22 protein-coding genes are annotated in these 19,686 nt (G+C 64.2%); 9 read left to right on the top strand and 13 right to left on the bottom strand.

Going from position 1 to position 19,686, the window contains the following annotated elements; translation table 11 throughout:
* Positions 1 to 9: 9 nt before the first annotated feature.
* Both CH292_RS17985 and CH292_RS17980 read right to left on the bottom strand, forming a co-directional pair.
* Entirely contained in the window at positions 10 to 174 is a 165-nt protein-coding gene (locus CH292_RS17985; protein ID WP_019664855.1) for a CDGSH iron-sulfur domain-containing protein, read from the bottom strand.
* A gap of 25 nt (positions 175 to 199) precedes the next feature.
* Positions 200 to 898: a HemK2/MTQ2 family protein methyltransferase gene (locus CH292_RS17980; RefSeq protein ID WP_019664856.1), complete on the bottom strand. Its 699-nt coding sequence runs from the start codon at positions 896 to 898 to the stop codon at positions 200 to 202.
* A gap of 286 nt (positions 899 to 1,184) precedes the next feature.
* Between CH292_RS17980 and CH292_RS17975 the strand changes: the two genes are divergently transcribed.
* Positions 1,185 to 1,865, top strand: a complete 681-nt coding sequence (locus tag CH292_RS17975; RefSeq protein ID WP_256978257.1) for a CDP-alcohol phosphatidyltransferase family protein — start codon at positions 1,185 to 1,187, stop codon at positions 1,863 to 1,865.
* On the opposite strand, the gene CH292_RS17970 is transcribed toward CH292_RS17975, so the two are convergent.
* A complete protein-coding gene (locus tag CH292_RS17970) occupies positions 1,783 to 2,679 on the bottom strand; it encodes a YhjD/YihY/BrkB family envelope integrity protein (protein WP_094655378.1) in 897 nt (298 codons plus the stop codon). The two genes, CH292_RS17975 and CH292_RS17970, sit on opposite strands and share 83 nt — an antisense overlap.
* A gap of 142 nt (positions 2,680 to 2,821) precedes the next feature.
* On the opposite strand from CH292_RS17970, the gene CH292_RS17965 reads away from it, so the two are divergent.
* The 4 genes from CH292_RS17965 to CH292_RS17950 all read left to right on the top strand — a co-directional run bounded on the left by CH292_RS17965 (position 2,822) and on the right by CH292_RS17950 (position 6,390).
* Entirely contained in the window at positions 2,822 to 4,006 is a 1,185-nt protein-coding gene (locus CH292_RS17965; protein ID WP_094655377.1) for an NAD(P)/FAD-dependent oxidoreductase, read from the top strand.
* Positions 4,007 to 4,073: 67 nt separating this feature from the next.
* Positions 4,074 to 4,466 (top strand): OsmC family protein, encoded by a 393-nt coding sequence (locus CH292_RS17960; protein WP_037141504.1) that lies wholly within the window; start codon positions 4,074 to 4,076, stop codon positions 4,464 to 4,466.
* A gap of 131 nt (positions 4,467 to 4,597) precedes the next feature.
* Positions 4,598 to 5,188: a hypothetical protein gene (locus CH292_RS17955; RefSeq protein WP_143545766.1), complete on the top strand. Its 591-nt coding sequence runs from the start codon at positions 4,598 to 4,600 to the stop codon at positions 5,186 to 5,188.
* On the top strand, positions 5,185 to 6,390 hold the full coding sequence (locus CH292_RS17950) for a PrsW family intramembrane metalloprotease (RefSeq protein ID WP_037180963.1): 1,206 nt from the start codon (positions 5,185 to 5,187) through the stop codon (positions 6,388 to 6,390). The genes CH292_RS17955 and CH292_RS17950 overlap by 4 nt, the downstream gene beginning before the upstream one ends.
* Before the next feature lie 15 nt (positions 6,391 to 6,405).
* Here CH292_RS17950 and CH292_RS17945 read toward each other — a convergent pair whose 3' ends face one another.
* A complete protein-coding gene (locus CH292_RS17945; protein WP_019664862.1) occupies positions 6,406 to 7,434 on the bottom strand; it encodes an LLM class flavin-dependent oxidoreductase in 1,029 nt (342 codons plus the stop codon).
* A gap of 162 nt (positions 7,435 to 7,596) precedes the next feature.
* Here CH292_RS17945 and CH292_RS17940 point away from each other — a divergent pair, with 162 nt between their 5' ends.
* Complete coding sequence (locus tag CH292_RS17940) at positions 7,597 to 8,427, top strand: oxidoreductase (RefSeq protein ID WP_179277993.1); 831 nt, start codon at positions 7,597 to 7,599, stop codon at positions 8,425 to 8,427.
* A gap of 12 nt (positions 8,428 to 8,439) precedes the next feature.
* Here CH292_RS17940 and CH292_RS17935 read toward each other — a convergent pair whose 3' ends face one another.
* Both CH292_RS17935 and CH292_RS17930 read right to left on the bottom strand, forming a co-directional pair.
* Positions 8,440 to 9,402 (bottom strand): YihY/virulence factor BrkB family protein, encoded by a 963-nt coding sequence (locus CH292_RS17935; RefSeq protein WP_019664864.1) that lies wholly within the window; start codon positions 9,400 to 9,402, stop codon positions 8,440 to 8,442.
* Entirely contained in the window at positions 9,402 to 9,947 is a 546-nt protein-coding gene (locus tag CH292_RS17930) for a CsbD family protein (RefSeq protein ID WP_019664865.1), read from the bottom strand. The genes CH292_RS17935 and CH292_RS17930 overlap by 1 nt, the downstream gene beginning before the upstream one ends.
* Positions 9,948 to 10,259: 312 nt before the next feature.
* Here CH292_RS17930 and CH292_RS17925 point away from each other — a divergent pair, with 312 nt between their 5' ends.
* Together CH292_RS17925 and CH292_RS17920 are read left to right on the top strand one after the other, a co-directional pair.
* The gene (locus tag CH292_RS17925; protein WP_255182993.1) at positions 10,260 to 10,964 is read left to right on the top strand and encodes a GAF and ANTAR domain-containing protein; all 705 of its coding nucleotides are present in this window, start codon (positions 10,260 to 10,262) and stop codon (positions 10,962 to 10,964) included.
* A 20-nt stretch (positions 10,965 to 10,984) separates the two neighbouring features.
* Entirely contained in the window at positions 10,985 to 11,320 is a 336-nt protein-coding gene (locus tag CH292_RS17920) for a DUF1905 domain-containing protein (RefSeq protein ID WP_020111755.1), read from the top strand.
* Here CH292_RS17920 and CH292_RS17915 read toward each other — a convergent pair.
* The 7 genes from CH292_RS17915 to CH292_RS17885 form a co-directional block, all read right to left on the bottom strand.
* A complete protein-coding gene (locus CH292_RS17915; RefSeq protein ID WP_020111756.1) occupies positions 11,292 to 12,590 on the bottom strand; it encodes a dicarboxylate/amino acid:cation symporter in 1,299 nt (432 codons plus the stop codon). The genes CH292_RS17920 and CH292_RS17915 overlap by 29 nt on opposite strands.
* Positions 12,591 to 12,701: 111 nt before the next feature.
* Entirely contained in the window at positions 12,702 to 13,847 is a 1,146-nt protein-coding gene (locus CH292_RS17910) for an NAD(P)/FAD-dependent oxidoreductase (RefSeq protein WP_037141492.1), read from the bottom strand.
* Positions 13,844 to 14,041: a ferredoxin gene (locus tag CH292_RS17905; RefSeq protein WP_019664872.1), complete on the bottom strand. Its 198-nt coding sequence runs from the start codon at positions 14,039 to 14,041 to the stop codon at positions 13,844 to 13,846. The genes CH292_RS17910 and CH292_RS17905 overlap by 4 nt, the downstream gene beginning before the upstream one ends.
* Positions 14,038 to 15,240, bottom strand: coding sequence for a cytochrome P450 (locus CH292_RS17900; protein ID WP_094655374.1), 1,203 nt, complete (start codon positions 15,238 to 15,240; stop codon positions 14,038 to 14,040). The genes CH292_RS17905 and CH292_RS17900 overlap by 4 nt, the downstream gene beginning before the upstream one ends.
* Positions 15,230 to 16,774: a bifunctional 3-(3-hydroxy-phenyl)propionate/3-hydroxycinnamic acid hydroxylase gene (locus tag CH292_RS17895; protein WP_094655373.1), complete on the bottom strand. Its 1,545-nt coding sequence runs from the start codon at positions 16,772 to 16,774 to the stop codon at positions 15,230 to 15,232. The genes CH292_RS17900 and CH292_RS17895 overlap by 11 nt, the downstream gene beginning before the upstream one ends.
* Entirely contained in the window at positions 16,767 to 17,702 is a 936-nt protein-coding gene (locus tag CH292_RS17890; protein ID WP_179277992.1) for a fumarylacetoacetate hydrolase family protein, read from the bottom strand. The genes CH292_RS17895 and CH292_RS17890 overlap by 8 nt, the downstream gene beginning before the upstream one ends.
* Complete coding sequence (locus CH292_RS17885) at positions 17,699 to 18,823, bottom strand: VOC family protein (RefSeq protein WP_094655372.1); 1,125 nt, start codon at positions 18,821 to 18,823, stop codon at positions 17,699 to 17,701. Before CH292_RS17885 ends, CH292_RS17890 begins: the two co-directional genes overlap by 4 nt.
* A gap of 144 nt (positions 18,824 to 18,967) precedes the next feature.
* Between CH292_RS17885 and CH292_RS17880 the strand changes: the two genes are divergently transcribed.
* Positions 18,968 to 19,609 (top strand): TetR/AcrR family transcriptional regulator, encoded by a 642-nt coding sequence (locus CH292_RS17880; protein WP_256978247.1) that lies wholly within the window; start codon positions 18,968 to 18,970, stop codon positions 19,607 to 19,609.
* The last annotated feature ends 77 nt before the right edge of the window (positions 19,610 to 19,686 follow it).

Here is a 19,686-nt window from a genome sequence, read left to right as displayed (position 1 = left end):
CGCCTCGAGTCATGCGGGCCGTTGCTTGCGTCGGTGGCTCGTGTCGCACAGCGGGTAGGTCTTGCTGCGCTTGCACGTACAGATCGCGACCGCGAACCGGTCGGACGTCGTGTGGGTTCCGTCATCTGTTTCGATGTCCACGGGACCCGACACGATGATCGGTCCGTTGGCCACGACCCGGATCGATGTTCGCGCGCGGTCACCGCTTGTCGGCACGGATGACCACCAATCGTTCCGTCCGTTGACCGGTGCGCGCGATACCCACGTTCTCGAGCCACTCGGCGCGCGACGACATGACCGGACCGTAGCCGATCGTGCGCGAATCGACGATCGCCGCGGACATACCTCGCGCCGCGAGCATCGATACCGTGAGCTGCGGATCCGCGAACTCGGACTGGACCGCCAGCAGCGTGCCACCCGTGGACAACATGTCGAATACGTTGTTGCACAAGGTATCGAGCACGAGACGGCCGGTAGGGCCCGCGTCCCAGGCCCGGGCCGGGCCGAGCTCGACGGGCACGTTGTCCGACGGTACGTACGGCGGATTGCACACCACCACGTCGAACGGCCCTGTTCGTCGAGCATCGTCGAACGACCCCAGCCGCACGTCCACGTTCAACCCGGCATTGCGGGCGTTCTTCTGGGCACACGTCGCTGCGACGGGATCGATGTCGAACGCGTGCACGCCTCGAGCCCCCGACCGTGCGGCATGAACCGCGAGCACCCCCGAGCCGGTACACATGTCCACGACCCGAGCACCCACGGCAATTCCCGACGCAGTGAGGGCCTCGGCCAGCAGCCACGAATCCTCTTGCGGTCGATACACACCCGGATCGACCGCCACGTCGAAGAACTTCTGCATATCGTGACCGGCACGGACTGCCGTCGTGTTCGCCATAGGGTAGGTATGCCGCCTGGCGAAAGACCCAAACCTCGAGGATCCGCGCCACCCGAACCATGGGTCGTTCTCGCTCTCGGCTGACGTTTGAGTTGTCCGGTTCGGGGAATCCGTCCCGAAGCAGCGAGGGTCTTCGGTTGAGCGTGCAGCCGACAACTCTTGATTTTCCAGTCGAAATTTTCGTCCTGCCGACGCCGGTCGCGCCCGGAGCACATCTCTCCTGCCGTGATTCGCCTCCGTCGCGGCTTGCGCAGGCGTCGGGACGCGAGAACAGGTGATTGCCGTGATGGATCGTGACCGATACCGAGCGGAGTGGTCGACGCTGCACGGGGGTCTCGACGCGTCGTCTTCGCGTTTGATCGACGGCTGGCTCGGGATCATGTACCTCTGCGCTGCCCCCTTCGTTCGACGGCGTGTCTCCCCGACGACCGTGACGGTCTTGGCGCTGGTGTGTGCGGCGATCGCGGTGGCGGCGAGTGCATTCGGTCGCTGGGGCGTACTGGCGGCAATGGTGCTGATTCTGGCGTCGACCCTGCTGGACGGCGTGGACGGTGCGGTGGCCGTCATGTCCGACCGCGCATCCGCGTGGGGGTCGGTCCTCGATTCCACCGCTGATCGCGTCAGCGATCTGTGTTTCTATGCGTGCGCCGCCGTAGTGGGTGTGCCGCTGCCGCTGATCGCGACGATGGCAGCCTCCACGCTCGTCCACGAATCCGTTCGCGCCCGAGCGGCCGCAGTCGGCATGCCGGAGGCGGGCGTGCTCACCGTGTGGGAACGACCGTCTCGCGCTGTCACCGTGTTGCTGATACTCGGCGCGAACATGATCTTCCCGGAGCAGACCTGGACTTCCGCGGCAGGTGGAGCCGTCGGAGCCGGATTGGCGCTCATCGGGCTGGTTCAACTCCTGTTGGTGGTGCATCGTCGGCTCGCGGCCCCTGCGCAACAACCTGCGCGGTCGCCTGGGTGAACGTCCAGCCCGTGATGAGCAGGACATGGAGCACCCACATCCATAGACCGATCGCGATCGCGGCTCCCACAGTGGTCAGGCCTCCGAACGGGGCGCCGAGCGACACCGGAATCGCCAGAAACAGAACGAAGCCCTGAACGAAGCCTGCGATGAACGACGCTGTGACCGCGGCACACCACCAGACGACGGTAAACGGAATGTCCTCTGCCGCCACTATCGAGTACGCACCCGCGACCAGGACACCGAGCACGAGCCACACGACGACGAAGCCCAACCACACGCGCAGCAACAAGGCCGCAACTCCCCCGCCGGTCGTCGCATCGGCGAGCCATTCTGCCGACGCCAGCACTCCCAGGAGCAGAAGCGGCGCGACCACTGCCACCGGTACCAGGGCAAGCCGGCCTCGCCAACCGTCGAAGGATGTGGGGCGAGGTCGCCTCCGCGAGGTCAGCGCTCGGCGCAGGCCCTCGCCGTAGAACGTGGCAGGGAAGATCGCCAGTACACAGTGCAGCAGACTCAACTCGGCTCCCGCCGAAACCAGCTGCAGCACAACGCTCCGCGCCCCGAGCGCGTCGGGTAGCAACGATGCGACGTCGTCGCCTCTCGCTTCGACCCACGACGCCGACGTGACCAGAGCACAAGCTCGCAAGGACAACAGCAGTAAGGGCACCACCGCGATGGCGCCGTAGAACGTCAGTGTGGCGGCCAGAGCGCTCGAGTCTCGTGTAGCCGAAATTTCCTTGTATCGCGCGACCGTCGCCGACGCTCGTCGCCTGACGGATCCGAGGTTCCGAGTGCTGGGCAGTATGTTCATGATCTGTTGCCAATTCCCCGCGAGCCCCGTGATCAACCCCGGCGCTGGTTTTCGCGCGACCTACCTGGGTATGCCTCGCACAATGACATTCGACGGTACTCCCGCACCCACTGCCTTTTCTGCGCCTCGACATGGGCGGGAGGTGACCGACACCGTCGATGTTCTGATCATCGGAGGCGGCAACGCCGGCGTCAGCACCGCCGCTCGTCTGCTGCGAGAACACGTGACCGACAGCGTTGCCATCATCGAGCCACAACAAGTGCACACGTACCGGCCGATGCTGTCCTACGTCGGATCAGGCCAGGCTCGCCTGGCCGTTGCGCAGAAGACGCAGCGGTCGGTAACTCCCGACGGGTGCAGGTGGATCGAGGACTCGGTGGTCTCGATCGATGCGGAGTCCAGAACGGTGCGCGCCGGTTCGGGCCGCGAGTACAAGTACACCGACCTGATCATCGCGGCTGGTCTCGTGCCGGATCTGGATGAGTTTCCCAACGTGTTCGACGCCCTCGAGACTCCCGCTGTCGCCAGCAACTATCTCGACCGCGCGGAGAAGACCGCTGCTCTCGTCGACTCGATTGCTCTGCCCGGGCACGCTGTGTTCACGCTGCCACGACCACCGGTCAGTTGCAGCGGCACCACACTGAAGCCGCTGTTTCTTGCCGCGTCGCAGTGGCAACGAGACGGCCGCCTGCCGAGGATCGACATCACACTCGTCGTCGACCGCTCGTATCTGGTCGGTGTTCCTGCCTTGGACGACATCCTGCGCCGCAGGCTCGACGAACTGGGTGTGCGAGTTCTGTTCGACACCAGCATTTCCGGAATCGAGGCGGACCACCAGCGCCTGCACGTTCACGGCGGCGGTAGCCAGAACCGCATCGACTACGACTTCCTTCACCTCGTCCCGCGGTTTCGTGGGCCGAGCTGGCTGGCGGACCTCGCCGACGACACACCCGCCCACCTCGTCGACATCGATCCGATGACCTTCAGGCACGTTCGCCACGACTCCGTGTGGTCCCTCGGTGACATCGCCGCAACCGGCACCGACCCGTCGGGAGGCGCCCTCCGCAAGCAAGCTGCGACTCTCGTCGACAACATCGCGGCTGCCCGGCGGTCGCAGCCGTTGGCCTCGTACGACGGTTACACCGTTGCACCTGTGGCGGTCGATTCGCATACCCTGATCGCGGGTGAATTCGACCGAGATTTCGTGGTCTCGTCCTCACTTCCGAGTTTCCTCGATCCGCTCAAACCGCGTAGGTCGGCATTTCTTTTCGACCGCTACGCCTTGCCGCAGGCCTACTGGCGCAGGATTCTACGCGGACGTCTGTGACGCCGGTGCTGAACAGTCGTACGAGCCGCACGGTTTGGACGACCATGTTTGTGGACACCCACACCACATGACCGCTGAGCTCTACACCGCCCTGGTAACCGCGACGGAAGCAGGAGTGACGTCCGACGACGGATTCCTGTCACTCGACGTCCACGAGCCCGAAAAGCTCGGCGGGCCAGGAGAAACCACCAATCCCGAACAGTTGATGGCCGCAGCCTTGGCCAGCTGCCTCGTCCAATCGCTGCGCATCGCCGTCGGTACGGTCGAAGGAAGCATGGACTCCGTCGCCGTCGAAGGCAAGGTTGTTCTCACCGACTCCGACAGTTCCGGCTACGACGCCAGATTCTCATTGAAGGTCCAGGTACCCGACGTCGAGGATCCCGATGCCGTACTTGCACAAGCTGTCTCGATCTGTCCGTTCTTGAAGGTCATCGAGTCCGTCGATGTGAGTCTGGGCTGATTCTTTCTCGACCCTCCCGACACGTCGTCGGGTAGCCCCCCGTCTCCGCGGACTCTGTGGGAAAGTATTCCTACCGACGACCGCGAAGGGAACCCGTGACACAGACTCATCCCGGACTGCACCGTCAACGGGTGCCAGCCGAGCACCGTGTGCTCGGTCTCGACCGAAGAACGCTCGCGCCAGCGCTTTTCGTCATCGCGGTCTTTCTCGTTCTTACCGTCGCTGTACCGCGCGTCGATGCGGCCATCGGCTGGAACGATCCGGTGCGCGCCGGTCAACAACTAGCGCTCACGGACACGATTGCCTTCACGCCGAGGACAGGCTGGGAGGTCGAGACCGGGTTTCGCGTGGGCGAAGAGGACAGGAGATCCGGCGATGCCACCGTATCCGGGGACGGCGTCACGTTTCAGGTGACGGCGGACTCGTTCGACGGGACACCGGACGATTTGGTGGACCAGGTGGAAAAGGTCACCTCGCGCACCACCGACCCGTCGTTCCGCGTCGACGGAGACCGGGCCACTCTGACCACAGCGGCGGGGCAAACCGGTGTCGTGCAGGCCTACAGCAGCGTCCGCGGAGACGGACTGGTCGCGGCGTTCGTTGTCGACGGCACCGGCCTGAAGGTCACGGCGTACGGTCCGCCCACTCAGATGACCGCGGCGGCAACCGATATCAAGGACATGATCTCCAGCATCCAGACCGTCGACGGGAGCAACCGATGAGTGACGCCGTGACAGACACCGCGTCGTCCGAGGCCGAGCACCGTCGGCAGGAGGCGCTCGAGGTCTCCGGGTGGGGTGAACGATTCGAATTCGTGCAACCCCACAACCTGTCGTTCTGGGTGTACATCGCGCTCACTGCAGTCGGAGCGTTTCAGGCTTGGGCGTTCTTCGCACCGGGAGCCGGGTTCTACGCCGAGGGATTCGCCGTGTCCGCGGTGCTGTGCACTCTGTGCGGACTCGCGTGGTTCGCGTGGTTCCGTCACATCGACCGGTGGGAACGGCAGCCAGGCCGACTGGTCGCGGCAGCACTGCTGTGGGGAGCAATCCCCGCCACCTTCGCGTTCGCGATGACGGTCAACACTGCGATGCTCAGCATCTACCCGAAGCTGTTCGGCCAAGCGTGGAGCGCGAATTGGGCTGCAGGCGCGACTGCACCGATCACCGAGGAAGCGGCCAAGCTCTGCGGATTCATCCTGCTGATGAGCCTTGCCCCGCGGCTGATCCGAACGGCCAACGACGGTCTCATTCTGGGCGCCTTCATCGGACTCGGATTCGCAATGTTCGAGGACTTCCTCTACGCAGCCAACGCCACTGCCCGGACGTTCGGAACCGACCCGGTCGGAAATGCCGTCCACATGTCGCTCACGCGGATTGCCGTCAGTTTCGTCTCGCACCCTCTCTTCAGTGCGCTGGTGTGCGCAGGCGCGGTGTACCTCATCGGGACGAAAGCACAACCACGCAAGATCGGGCGTGGTCTCGCCTTCGTTGCGGCGGGGGTGTTCCTGCACTTCACCTGGGACGACGCCACCGGGCTCGGCGGAGGTAATCCGCTTCTGTTGTTCGGCGTCATGTTCGCGTCCGTCGTCATCGCATTCACGGTGCTGGCGATCGCGTTCCGCCGAGCAGCACCACGCGAGTACCAATTCGTCCGCGACATTCTGGCTCCCGAGGTCGATGCAGGATTCCTCACCGACGCCGAGGTGGACGGCGTTCTGGACAGAAAGGCCAGAAAGGCATTCCGCGCGTCGTCGCCCGATCGACGGGCCCGGAAAGCGCGTAAGCATCTTCGACGCGCAATCCTGGACCTCGCACACGACATCGCGAGCGCCAAGGGCGCGGACACCGAAGCGGTGCGGCACTCGCGTGCCGAGGTCGAACGTCTTCGCGCCGAGGACGGCATCGGGCAGCCACTCGGCAGTTAGGTGATCGGCGGCGGATTACGCCTTCGCCACGAGCGGTGCGACCTCGGTCCCCAGTAGTTCGATTCCTCGGAGCAGATCTCCGTGCGCAAGGCGAGGATTCGTCATCTGCAACGACAACCGATCGACACCGCCCAGCTGCTCACCCACGCGCAGGATCTTGTCTGCGACGGTCTTCGGGTCTCCCATGAAGAAGGCTCCGTTGGGGCCAGACGTCGCGTCGAACTGTTCCCGAGTGGGGCGTGCGAAGCCGCGCTCGCGTGAGACCTTGGTGAACATCTCGTGCCAGCCGGGGTAGATGGTGTCCGCTGCCGCTTGCGTCGACTCGGCCACGAAACCGAACACATGTAGTCCGACTTGCAGCTTTTCGGGTGCGTGCCCGGCCTCCGCGCCTGCCCGTCGATAGAGATCGACGAGCGGCGCGAACTGTCGGGGTTCGCCGCCGATGATCGCGATCATCAGGGGAAGACCCAACAACCCGGCTCGAACGAAGGACTCGGGAGTTCCTCCGACGCCGACCCAGATCGGCAGCGGATCCTGTACCGGCCGGGGGAAGATGCTCTGCCTGTTCAGAGCCGGTCGGTGACGCCCGGACCACGTGACTTCCACGTTCTCGCGGATCTCGAGCAGCAATTCGAGCTTCTCGGCGAAGAGCGAGTCGTAGTCGCGTAGATCCAGGCCGAACAGCGGGAAGGATTCGGTGAACGATCCGCGGCCGACGACCAGGTCGATCCGCCCCTTCGAAATGAGGTCGAGAGTGGCGAATTCCTGGAACACGCGTACTGGATCGTCCGCGCTGAGCACTTTCACTGCACTGCCGAGCCGGATGCGTTCCGTGCGAGCGGCCGCGGCCGCCAGGATGATCGACGGCGCCGAATCGTAGTACTCGCTCCGATGGTGCTCGCCGATGCCGAACGAATACAACCCGACCCGGTCCGCGAGGGCGATCTCCTCCAGCAGATGGCCCATTCGCTCGGACGGGCCGATCACGCGTTCATCGGTCGGGTCCGTCACGGAGGAGACGAAGCTGTCTACGCCCAGGTGCATTGTTCGACCTCTCGATTCGGGGCGGAAAGCCCACCCGTGTCGATTGTAGATTCAACCATCATCGCCGACGGTCTCTGTCGACCCCTCACCGGTTGCCCTAGCCTTGACGTGATCGTCTCACTGTCCGCACACCCACACGTTCAAGCCGACAAGGGAGCACCCATGACAACGTGGCTCATCACCGGATGCTCGACGGGCCTCGGAAGGCATCTGGCCGAGACAGCATTGGCACGTGGTCATCAGGTGGTGGTGACCGCGCGCGACGTATCGAAGGTCGCCGACATCGCTGCCCGCTACCCCGACACCTCACTCGCGATCGCTCTGGACGTCACCGACGACACTCATGTCTCTGCTGCCGTCGACGCTGCTACCGACAGGTTCGGAGCAGTCGACGTACTCGTCAACAATGCGGGCTACGGATATCGCTCCGCGGTCGAAGAGGGCGAGGACGGTGCGGTCCGCCGGTTGTTCGACACCCACGTCTTCGGTACCGTGCGCACGATCAAGGCCGTTCTGCCGGGAATGCGCGGCCGTCGCTCCGGGACGATCGTCAACATCTCGTCGATCGGGGCGCGCCTTTCACCCGCCGGGTCCGGGTATTACGCCGCGGTCAAAGCCGCCATCGAGGCGCTCACACTGTCGCTTCGTCGAGAGGTCGCCCCCCTGGGCATCCGCGCCCTCACGGTCGAACCCGGCGCGTTTCGCACGGACTTCGCGGGCAGATCCCTGACCCAGTCCGCCTCCCCCATCGCCGAGTACGCAGCCACGGCCGGTGCGCGCCGGATCGAGAACGACGCAGCGCACGGCAACCAGCCAGGTGACCCGGTCAAGGCAGCACAAGCTGTCGTCGACGCAGTCGAATCCGACGATCCCCCGTTCCTGCTGCTCCTCGGCAACGACGCGGTCGACGGATTCACCGGTGCGCTCGACGCCCTGCGCGCCGACGCCGAGTCGTGGGAATCCGTTTCACGAAGCACAGATTTCGACTCCTGAACTGCACGCGATTCAGTCGTTCTGCGGGTTGTCTTCGTAGGTGACGGTGATTTCCTGGAACCCTTTGTTGCGTTGAGCTTCCGCTTGCCCGGTGTACGAGTTCTTGTCGCCCTCGGTGAGTTCGACATTGTCGGTGAACGGTGTCAGCAGCGCGCGCGGATGAAGGTGGTCTACTCGAACTGCGTTGATCTCGATACAGATCACGATCAGAACCGACGCCACGTACAGAAAACCCAACAGCCCCAGCACGATTGCGAACACACCGTTGCTTGTGCTGACGTTGCCGACGACGTAGCGGATGTAGATACCGCCGAAGGATTGCAGAGCCTGCCAGATCACCGCGGCTGCAACGGCTCCGGGCAGCACGTCGCGGACACTCAATGGCCGCGCGGTTCCGATACGGAACGCGGCAGCGAACACCGCACTGTTGAGCGCGATCGCGCCCAGGATCGCCGACACACCACCGGCGAAGCCGAACAGGCCGGACGACGCGACGACGTTCAGCACGGTCAAACCGATGATCGCGCTGCCGACGGTGCTGAGCAGCAGCAGCCCGCGCACTCGGGCGCGAATCGGGTCCGGCTGGTTGTTGCGCGGGACGGACCACGCAGTGTTCAACGCGTGTTGCACCGCCAGTGACACCCCGAGACCGCCGTACAACGAGCCGGCCACACCGATCACGATTGCCGTGACGCCACCACTGAGCCGGTCGGGCTCGCCGAGCTGGTCTCCGATGACCGGGATCTGACTCATCGCCGAGTCGAGGATGCGTTCCTGCAGATCGGGATTGCCCGCCAGCACGATGCCGAGCAGGGTGGTGAACAGCAGCAGCAGCGGGAACAGCGACAGAAACGCGTAGTAGGCGATCAATGCCGCCAGGTATCCGCCGCGGTCGTCGAGGAATTTGTAGACGACCGCGAGCGGGAACCCTGCTGCCGGGTGCTTGCGCTGGAACCCGTCGATGCGAGAGACCATCAGCGGTCGAAGAGGGACTTCGATTCGATGCTCCGCGCCAGTGCCCGCACTGCGCGAGTCGGCGCGGCCTTCAGCTGACGCTGACGACGGTTTCTCCTGGCAATGACGAACGCGATCGTCCCGGCGCCGATCACAGCGGCGACGACGGCCACGGTTCGAGGAGATGTCGCCGTGTCCACGACGCTGTCGACGTCGACCTCGCGGACCTTGGATGCTGCATTGTCGGCCAAGTCCGTGACCGACGCCTTGGCGTCGGCTGCGGTCGATGCCGCGGTGTCGGCGAGCGAGGAGGCTGCCTTGGTTGCCGAATCGGCCGCGTCGGATACGACGTCTGCTGCCTTGTCAGCGACCTCCGACGCCTTGTCGCCCAGTTCCTCGGCGCCGTCGGACACGGTGTCGGCGAGTTGATGGGCATTGCCCTTGGCCTTCTGCGCCGCCCCGCTACCGCGGAGTTCGTCGTCGCCGGTGGCGTTGCCGATGCGCTCCTTCGCATCACCGGCGAGTTCGTCGGCCTTGTGTTGCGCTTTGTCGATGAAGTCGGACATCAGGTTCCTCCATGTCGTTCGCGACGCCGCACAGCGTGTACGGCGTTCGAGGGTCGATCGGCCGGTGGGAACCGGCAGCTTTAAGTCGGTTCGAACGAAGGAAAACAAACGCGAAGAAGTAAGTGATCTGCGCCACACTACCTGCGAGCGATCCATGAAGCTCTCGGCCGCGCATTGATTGAAGAAAAAAGGTCCGACCAGTGTGTTTTGTACGCGACGCCACACGTTTGCCTCGGCACGACCCGTGCCAGAATCAGCTCCTCGATTCGACCTCCGATGTCGAATCCGAACAAGTACGGAAGTAGGTCGTCTGTGGGCGCGAAGTCGATAGTCGAAAGCTGGTCCGACATCAGACGGCCGAACAGCGGGTCCGACACCGATCGGACCTGCCAGAACATCGTCGACCTGGCCGTGGCGACCGTGGGATGCACGGGTGCGTCGATCACTGCGATGACCGACCGTGCCCGACCCATCATCGTCGCCGCGACCGATCCAGCGGTGATGCGCACAGCTCTGGAGGTCGCGTCGATCACCGGGTACTCGGCGACCGAGGCGGTCATCGACGGCCGAAGAGCCGTCGTGGTCGACGACATGGCCACCGAACCAGACCGTCCGGAGTATTCCCAGGAGATCTTGGCTCGTACCGGGGTGCGCTCGACAGCGAGCTTCCTACTGCTTCTCGACGACGTCGAGCTGGGCGTGATGACGTTCTACTCGACGGAACCACGCACGTTCACACACGACGTCCTGGATCGGTGTGCACGTTTCGCTGACCAGTCGGCCCTTCGGTTGGCATACGCCAGTGCACGGGAGCGGGCAGACCACCTGGCCTCCGCGCTTGTTCGTAGCCGTGAGATCGGCATCGCGATCGGAGTCGTCATGGCCACGGCCACGGTGGATCGCGACGCTGCTTTCGACATGCTTCGTCGGGAGTCGTCGCTCACCAATCGCAAGCTGCACGAGATCGCGTCCGAGACCGCAAGAACAGGAGAAGTGCCTGGACTCCGCGTGCCGTGAACCGGTCGTACACTTCGGCCATGGACTGGGTCTTCGACGCCGAGGTGTTCCAGTGGCGCGGTCCCGCGCCGTTCTACTTCGCGGCCACTCCCGCGCACGTCGACGACTTTCTGCACGCTCACCTCGGTGAGCTGACCTACGGATGGGGCGTCATCCCCGCTCGGGTGAAGATCGGTGACACCGAAATCGAGACTTCTCTGATCCCGAAGGACGGTGCATACCTGGTGCCGTTGAAGGTCGCGCTACGCCGCCCCGAGGACATCGACGACGGTGACCACGTGGAAATTCACCTGTCCGTGGGGCGCTGTGAGCAACAGATCCCGGTGCTCAGTCGGCCTGATCCGCTCGTGCCATGACGCCCTGGTAGTCGTCCAGATCTATTTCCTCCGCGATCACGGTCTTGGTCCCGTTGTAGACGTCGCGGTCGATCTCGTCGTCGGCGTTGGCAACGAGCATCGCCACGAACGTGTCACCGTTGACATTGAGGAAGGTACGGAAGATTCCGGCGAACCAATCGACTGCGATCAGCAGCCCGACGGCTTCGAACGGCAGGCCGAGCGAGGTGGCCAGGAACATCGCGACGACGGGAAATCCGCCCGGAACGGTGATGGTGCCCATGTTGAGGAGGATCGCCAATCCCATACCGAGGGCGATCTGTCCGATGCTCAGGTCGATGTTTCCGGCTTGCGCGAGGAACATCACCACGATCATGTAGTTCAGGACCGCGCCGTAGGAACCCATCGTCAGGCCGATGGACAGCGTGAAGTTGGCGACCTTCTGACTTACTCCCACCTTTTCGACAGTGTTCTTGAGCACCGTCGGGAAGGTGACGGCCGAACTCGTCGTCGTCACTGCGACGATGGTCTGCTCGGTGAGCTTGTTCGGCAGCTTCCATGGGCTGAGACGAGTTCGTGCTGCCACGACAGCGACGAACAGCGCGAACAGGACGATGACGCCGATGAGTGTCGTGCCCAGATACTTCAGCGCCGTCGAGACCACCGAGAAGCCGACGTCTCCAGCGAGAGCTGCCAGTAGACAGAACACGCCGATGGGGGCGATCACCATGACGAGACGGATCATCGTGAGGACGATCTGTTGAATCTGATCGAACAGCCTCAGGACGCCGGTGTCGCCGGTCTTGTTCACGTGGATGCGCAGTGCGATTCCGAACAGCAGCGAGAAGACGATGATCGGCACCATCGTCGCGGTGGACATCGCGTCGAACACGTTGGTGGACACGAAGTTCAGCAGCGTGTCCTGCCATCCGAGTGCTTCCCCCGCCGATTCCTCCAGGCTCGGGTCCAACTCTTGCGTGAACACCATTCCCGACCCCGGCCGCACGAGACTGCTGAGCACCCAAGCCAAGACAGCCGCGACGAACGAGAACCCGATCATCCACTTGAACGTTCGGAACGCGATCTTTCCGGTACCGGTGCCCGACATGGATCCGGTGGCGACGATGACCGATGCCATCACCAACGGAACGATGGACATCTGGATCAGACGGATGAACAGGTCTCCGATGAACTTCAGGTTCGCTGCCCACTCACCGACGAGCAGACCGAAGACAATGCCGCCGATCGCAGCGAGACCGATCTGTGCAGCGGGATGCCTCAAAGACTTCATGCCTCAAACTAAGACGAGCCCGCTACCGGGCCGTGACCGTCGTATTGCACTCGCATTACGGCCTCGAAGCGCGGCCGATTCCCGACGATGCGCTGGCCACGATTGCTGTCTTCATCCTTGCCCCTGTTCCGCCCGCGCGAGTGCGCGGAGCTTTCCCACTGACATGCGAAGCCCGTACGCCACCAGAGTCTTTCGACCGTCCGGGTGCGTCCAGCGCAGCAGGGCCGACCCGTCGTCCACCGAACCGGTGACAATTTCCGGTTCACCGACGAGTGGCAGCGGACCTACCGCCTTGATGGACAACCCGAGCACCTCGGTCCAGAAGTAGTCGTCGACCGGAGCGCACCGAGCGGCTGCTCCGAGCGCGGATGCTGCAGCAACCCTGCCCTGAGCCACAGCGTTGGACCAGAACGGTCCGCGTCGGGGATATCTCGACGGCTCCCGGAAGTACGTGACGTCGCCGGCAGCGAACACGTCGGGTACCGACGTCGAGCAGTCCTCTCCTATCCCCACACCGTCTCGATCCGCAACGCCGGTACCGTCGAGCCAGTCGGAGGCCGGCACCTCCCCCACACAACTGACAACGACATCGGCATGCAGCGCAGTGCGATCCGGCAGGACGATCCCGTCCACGGGACTGCCGGACAGCGTTACCGGCCCCGCAGGGCGCAGCATACTTCCGCTGTTCTCCGCCAGGCGCTCTTCGATGGCCGCAGCAAGGAAGCTTCCGAGAACTCGCTCCAGAGGAGGATCCACGTCGACGACGGTTGTCTCGATAGTGCGTCGGACGCACGCCGAGGCGATTTCCATTCCGAGGAAGCCTGCGCCGACGATGATCGCCGACGATGCCGCGTCCAGCCGGGAACGCAGGACCCGTGCGTCGTCATGGGTTCTGACGACCAGTTCCCCCGCTTGGCCGACCCGAGCCAGGCGTCGAGCATCGGCGCCTGTCGCGACGACGAGTGTGCCGTACTCGACGTCGGTTCCGTCCGAGAGAGCAACGGTCTTTCGGTCTGGGTTCAACCGTGTTGCAGCAGAGTTCAGTTCGGTGATGTCCAAGTCGGACAGATCCCACCGGGCCGACGTGCCGCTGCCGTAGTTCAGGACGTGCTTGGAGAGCGGCGGCCGTGAGTACGACCCGTCCGGATCCCCACCGATCATGACGATGTCCCCGTCGTGACCGAGGGCTCGGAGCTCACGGGCGGCCGCGCAACCGGCTGTCGACCGACCGACGACGACAATCGGAGCTGCGTTCATTTCTGTTCGCGCAGCGCGGCCACCGGGCAGGCGCCGATCGCGGACCGCACCGCAGCGACCTGCTCCTCGGGCACGTCCTGGTGGTCGTACGCGTAGTGCAGTTCGCCGTCGTCGTCGAGGCTGAACACCTCGTGTGCGGCCTCTTCACACAGTCCGTGGCCTTCACAGCGATCCCAGTCGACGTCGATCCTCATGCTTGCTCTCCCCTGCTCGGTACCAGCTCGAGCGGTAGCCGTTCGAGCCGGTGAATGATGTTGTTGACGGCCCACTTCGGCTCTCCGGTCAGTTCGATTCGTTCGACCCGACGCGCCAGCGCCTGCAGCATCGATCGTGCTTCCAACCGTGCCAAACCCTGGCCGGCGCAACCGTGCACGCCGGACCCGAAGCCGAGCTGCCGAGCAGCATCGCGGGTGATGTCGAACGAGTCGGGTCGATCCCATTCGGCAGCATCACGGTTGGCCGAGGCGTAGATCACCAACAGGCGGCTCCCACGCGGAATCGGAACTCCACCGATGTCGACGTCGCGCGCTGCTTTGCGCGAGAACGCGCGTAGCGGCGACTCGAACCGGACCACCTCGTTGACGGCGCCTGGGATGAGCGTGGGGTCGGCCCGCACCGCCTGCCACTGCTCCGGGTGCTGCGAGAACAGGTACAGCGCACTCGAGATGGCTCCGATGGTGGTGTCCAGAGATGGCGCCATGTAATCCACCATCAACGCAGGGCACGCCTTCGGGTCGATCGTGCCCTCGTCGGCGGCAGTGAGCACATCGCCGCCCATGCTTCCTTCCAGCACCGATCTGTTCTTCACGACGCGACGTGCGAACGCCATCATTTCCGCCACGGCCTTCGCAGCACCGACCGACCGGCAATTCACCGGTCCCATTGCGTCGAATGTCGCTCCGGCCCAGCGCAACAGCTCCTCGCGGCCGTCCTCCGGCCATCCGACCAGATCGGGAACGACCGACAGCGGAAGGACCGTCGCCAAGTCCTCGACCCCATCGACGTCCAGCATCGACATCGCTCGATCGACCACTCCGTCGGCGGCCTCCTCCACTGTCGTGGTCATCTTTCTCAGGGCTTTGGGGGTCATGCGGTGCGCCAGAACGGATCTCTTGGTCGCATGGTCGTCCGCGTCGCTGTTGAGCGTCGTGCCGCGCCCCAGGCGATTCGCGACGGCGTTGAGCGACACTCCGTCGCCGGAGATGAACGACTCGTCGTCCAGCAGCATCGCCTTGCAGTCCGCGTAACGCGATACGGCATAGACGCGTTGGTGCGGCAACCACACCGCAGGACCCAAGGCGCGCAGCCGCTGGTAGTGGGGATACGGGTCGACGATCGCGTCGACGTCGTAGATGTTCTGTCGGTATCGGGGGACCGACGAGTCAACGGTCACCGGAGCTCCTGACAATTCGATAGGCGCAACTCGGCAACCGCGTGTGCAGTGACGGCACCGACCGGCCTGCGGCCATCACGGTTCTGTCCGGCCGCACGATGGCAGCAACCGCGCGGCGTCGGTGAAGCCACATCCCGAGTTCCGAGGATTGCGGGACCTCCAGTGCGGTTGCGCCTCGGCGGACAACTTCGGTGTTCTGCTCTCGGGTGAGCGGTGTGGTGGAGACGAACAGGAAGCACCCTGGGGCGACGTCGTCGACCCTCCTCCCGCGATCGACGACAACGTTGGGACACAGTGATCCGGCGAGCCCACGCGACAATGCCTTTCGCGTAACGAAATAGGAGGGCGACAGGCGCGGCGAGGCACTGTCGGTCACCTGCGCTCCGATCATGGGTAGGTGTCCGAGGACGGGCGCGACGGTCTTGCGTACGGCGTCGGTGATCGCTCCCCCACCGGTCATTGCCCTCCCGATTGCCACGGCCAATCGAATCGACGACGTCACGTGAGGTTTGCGCTCCGCTTCGTAGGAGTCGAGAGTGTCGTCGGCGAAGGATCCGATCATGACGCCCACCAGTTTCCAGACCAGGTTCATCGCGTCGCGCACACCCGCGCCCATCCCCTGCCCGATGAACGGCGGCGTCAGGTGCGCTGCGTCGCCGAGCACGAAGATGCGGCGATCGCGCCACCGGTCGACCACTCGAGCACGGAAGGTGTATTCAGTGGACCTGATCAGGTGCAGTGCGTCCCGATCCGCAGTACCGAGCCAGGGCGACAGCAGAGGGCGGACGCTGTCGAGGTCGCTGAAATCGTCGGCAGTTTCGTTGTCGCGGAGCCGGAATTCCCACCGATAACGAGTGTCGCCGATGCGCATGTAGGTGGCGGCGCGTTCGGTGTCGCACACCTGGTGCACTCCCTCCCACAAATCGAGCTCGGCCTCGGTGGCGATGTCGATTACCAGCCATCTTTGCTCGAAGCCGAGGTCGCGCATTCTCGATCCGATCGATGCCCGTACGACGCTGTTCGCTCCGTCGCACCCGAGTACGTAGTCCGCGGTGACGGCGCAGCGTTCTCCACTGCGTGTATCGAGGTATGTCACGACGCAGTGGTCCCGCCTGTTCGCGACGTCGACGACGGTGCAGCCGCCTGCCACGTGGACGCCGGCGAGCGAGGACAGCCGCGACCGCATGAGATGCTCGAGGTCGGGCTGATCGAACATGTTGGCCTGCGGAAAGCCGTGCGGCCTGCGGTCGGGGTCTCGATCGAACACTGCGAGCGTCGTGAGGCGTCGGTCGACCAACTGCAACCCGCGGGCCGGTCTGGAGATCGCCGCGAACTCTTCGGCCAACCCGAGGCCACCGAGTATTCGGTAGACCTCGTCGTCCATGTGCACCGCCCGAGGCTGCGGGTACACACCCTCCCAGCGGTCCATGATGGAACAGCTGATTCCGTACTGCGCCAACAACAGTGCGGCCGTCATCCCGGTGGGCCCCGAGCCGATGATCACGACCGGGTGGTGATCGACGGACTCAGGCATACCGAACCCTGGTCCGTTGAATGCCGAGATCGAGTGCCCCATCGGGTGTCGACACGGCCAGTTCCAGCACATCGCCGTCCTGCAGATACGACGGGTTGGACGACTGTTTCTTGAAGAAGATCTTCCATTTGAGTGCGGGAGGGAGGAGCGAGCCGATGATCTCGATCGGTTTGGCGGGCGCCGTCAGCGCTGTCCCGCCTGGAGTGCCCGTCAGCAAGAGATCACCCGGGTCCATACGCTGAAATCGTGTCAACGTTCGCAACGTGTCCAACGGGTGGTAGATCATGTCCGCGACCGTGCTGTTCTGCCGTACTTCACCGTTCACGCGCAGGGTGAGGCAGAGATCGGTGAAGCGGCTGAAGTCGCCCGCCTCGAGGAGCAGCAACACCGGTCCGGCGGGCGTGAACGTGGGGTACGACTTTCCCTCGTAGAACTGAGTTTTGGGCAGTTGTACGTCCCGGGCGGACACATCGTTGGTGATGACGAGAGCTGCAATGTAGTCGGCCATGTTGTTCTCGTCGAGTGCCGTGCCCACGGTCATCGATGCGCCGAAGACGAGCCCGATCTCGATCTCGTAATCGAGCAGTTGCACATGCGCGGGCTTGACGATGTCGTCTGCCGGACCACTGATGGACCCCGATGCCTTGCGGAAGAACGTCAGCGGCACCGTCTCCGGGTTCATCCCCGAATCCCTCACGTGTGTCACGAAATTGGTCATCTGCGCGACGACCCTGCACGGCGCGGTCACCGGCGAGACCAGCGCCAGACCCTCCACCGACGCGGTCGCCGAACCGCGGCGTGCGGCGTCGATCGCGGCCCGGTCGGCAAGGAGCTCGGCTGTCGTCACCGCGTCGGTGTCGACTCGGACGGCGCCGCCTGGCGTGTGCACCCACCAGGCGTCGACGGTACGGAGAATCGAAACAGTCATGAGTTGGCTACTTTCAGCAGGCCCCGCAAGCGCTGGGCGTCGAATTCGTTGTCGTGTCGTAGCGACGAGATGATCGACCGCAGTTCCCCCAACGATTGCCGTCCGGGCGCGATGCCGAGGAAATCTCGTGTTGCCGGCGGTCCCCATTGGGCGAGGCCCGACGCAGTCATCGGGGCCCAACCGGGTTCGAGTGAGCTGTCGAACAGGTCGCCGTCGCTGAAGTGCTCGACCAGAAAACCGTCGGGATCGCGCCAATAATCGAAGATCTGGCTTCCCTGGATGTGTCGGCCGATCCCCCACGAGTGGCGGTAGCCGCGTTCGGTCAGGAACTCGCTTCCCGCGGCGATAGCGTCGAGATCACACACCTGGTAGGCCGAGTGCACGTATCGATCCGAGGGTCCCAGTGTCATCGCCACGGTGTGGTGGTCGGTCGGGGTGTCGCCGCGGTCGCAGCGGATGAAGCTCATCACCGGTCCACGTTCGCGCTGATTCTCGTAGAAGAGAAAGTCACTCACGATGAGCCCGAGGTGTTCCAGGTACCAGTTCAGGTTTTCGAGATATCGAGTGCGCGAGAGGACGACGTGACCGATGCGCTCGACGAGCGCTGGTTCATGGGGAGTTCGGCACGTCGCGTTGACGCGAGTACGACTCCCGCCGTCGTTGTGGGGGTGGATGCGCTGGCCGGTCAGCGCAGAAAGAGCCCGGGTGCCGGCGACCACGCGTACCGGTTGTCCGCTCGGATCGTGGAGAGTGACCCCGATACCGCCGATGCTCTCGTGCAGTCGATCGACCCGACGTCCGGTTGCCTTGCCCAGCCGAAGTACGTCGGACTCGTCGACGGCCTGGAACGCCGCGCCGACGAAGCGGGTTCGCGTGCCTCTGCGAATGACGACGCACGGCGAACCGCCTTGCGTGCCCCGAAGGTGAAGCTCCTGGGACGAACGATGGGTCACGGTGAACCCGAATGCCGACGCGAATGCCTCGGCACGGAGAAGGTCCGGTTTGCAGAATTCCAGCCAGGCGATGTCGTGAATTTTGACGATCGGATTTTTTGCCCGCCCCGGGTGCTCGCCTGGCAGCGCGCCCTGGTCGACGTGCATGTCCTTGTGCGCGTCCGTCATCGTTGTTCCCTCCCTCGTCCACTTTCTGACGATATCGTCACCTATGAGTGATCCGTCAGTCAAGGGTTCTGACTAAATCGTCAGCTATGAGGGTGGTCTAATGTGGCGACGGACATTCACGCGAAGAGGGGTGTGACCAGCAGAATGACCACTGCAGGAAACCGGCTCGAACGCCGCAAGGCTCGTACCCGCTCCGCGCTGATCACAGCTGCGCAGCGGTTCATCGCCGACGGTAAACCCAACGCGCCGATCCTGGAGATAACGCAAGCCGCCGACGTGGGAATGGGCTCGTTCTACAACCACTTCGACAGCAGAGACGAATTGTTCGCTGCCGCAGTCGAGAGCGCACTGGAGTCCCTCGGGGACTACCTGGATTCACTCACCGTCGAACTCAGCGACCCAGCGGAGATATTCGCACAGTCCTTCCGCATCACAGGACGGCTCTTTCGCCTGCAACCCGACCTGAGCCGGGTTCTCGTCAACTCAGGACCATCCCTCATCGCCTCGACGAAGGGCCTGGCTCCGAGGGCCGCACGCGACATCGCCGCAGCTACCGAAGCCGGCAGATTCGTCGCCCCTGATACAGACCTCGCCATGGCATTGGTCGCGGGATCCCTCCTCGGCCTCGGGCAACTACTCCTGCAGCAACCCGACCGCGACGACGCAGCCGCCGCCGACGCCTTGACGGCTGGAATCCTTGTCTCACTCGGACTTTCACGCGCCGAGGCCGAAGAACTGTGCAGCCGGCCCATACCGTTGGGCGCTGCCGATCTCGACCAGCCCTGACCGTCGCGGTCTCGGGGGTGCGGAAACGCGACTCAGCCTCCCTGAACGTACGTCTCCACGTGAGCGCCGGTGACCAC

It is taken from the genome of Rhodococcus sp. 14-2470-1a, from assembly GCF_002259425.1.
GTDB classification, from domain to species: Bacteria; Actinomycetota; Actinomycetes; order Mycobacteriales; family Mycobacteriaceae; genus Rhodococcoides; species Rhodococcoides fascians_E.
The sequence above is the reverse complement of the archived record's forward strand: the minus strand, read 5'-3'. Positions and strand labels throughout refer to the sequence as shown.

Excerpts from the sequence above, each read along its gene's own strand:
- CH292_RS17980 (WP_019664856.1), bottom strand. The coding sequence starts at position 898 with ATGGCGAACACGACGGCAGTCCGTGCCGGTCACGATATGCAGAAGTTC.
- CH292_RS17890 (WP_179277992.1), bottom strand. The coding sequence starts at position 17,702 with ATGACTGTTTCGATTCTCCGTACCGTCGACGCCTGGTGGGTGCACACG.
- CH292_RS17960 (WP_037141504.1), top strand. The coding sequence starts at position 4,074 with ATGACCGCTGAGCTCTACACCGCCCTGGTAACCGCGACGGAAGCAGGA.
- CH292_RS17905 (WP_019664872.1), bottom strand. The coding sequence starts at position 14,041 with ATGAGGATCGACGTCGACTGGGATCGCTGTGAAGGCCACGGACTGTGT.
- CH292_RS17885 (WP_094655372.1), bottom strand. The coding sequence starts at position 18,823 with ATGACGGACGCGCACAAGGACATGCACGTCGACCAGGGCGCGCTGCCA.
- CH292_RS17935 (WP_019664864.1), bottom strand. The coding sequence starts at position 9,402 with ATGGTCTCTCGCATCGACGGGTTCCAGCGCAAGCACCCGGCAGCAGGG.
- CH292_RS17940 (WP_179277993.1), top strand. The coding sequence starts at position 7,597 with ATGACAACGTGGCTCATCACCGGATGCTCGACGGGCCTCGGAAGGCAT.
- CH292_RS17950 (WP_037180963.1), top strand. The coding sequence starts at position 5,185 with ATGAGTGACGCCGTGACAGACACCGCGTCGTCCGAGGCCGAGCACCGT.
- CH292_RS17930 (WP_019664865.1), bottom strand. The coding sequence starts at position 9,947 with ATGTCCGACTTCATCGACAAAGCGCAACACAAGGCCGACGAACTCGCC.
- CH292_RS17920 (WP_020111755.1), top strand. The coding sequence starts at position 10,985 with ATGGACTGGGTCTTCGACGCCGAGGTGTTCCAGTGGCGCGGTCCCGCG.
- CH292_RS17970 (WP_094655378.1), bottom strand. The coding sequence starts at position 2,679 with ATGAACATACTGCCCAGCACTCGGAACCTCGGATCCGTCAGGCGACGA.
- CH292_RS17975 (WP_256978257.1), top strand. The coding sequence starts at position 1,185 with ATGGATCGTGACCGATACCGAGCGGAGTGGTCGACGCTGCACGGGGGT.
- CH292_RS17945 (WP_019664862.1), bottom strand. The coding sequence starts at position 7,434 with ATGCACCTGGGCGTAGACAGCTTCGTCTCCTCCGTGACGGACCCGACC.
- CH292_RS17880 (WP_256978247.1), top strand. The coding sequence starts at position 18,968 with ATGACCACTGCAGGAAACCGGCTCGAACGCCGCAAGGCTCGTACCCGC.
- CH292_RS17895 (WP_094655373.1), bottom strand. The coding sequence starts at position 16,774 with ATGCCTGAGTCCGTCGATCACCACCCGGTCGTGATCATCGGCTCGGGG.
- CH292_RS17915 (WP_020111756.1), bottom strand. The coding sequence starts at position 12,590 with ATGAAGTCTTTGAGGCATCCCGCTGCACAGATCGGTCTCGCTGCGATC.
- CH292_RS17910 (WP_037141492.1), bottom strand. The coding sequence starts at position 13,847 with ATGAACGCAGCTCCGATTGTCGTCGTCGGTCGGTCGACAGCCGGTTGC.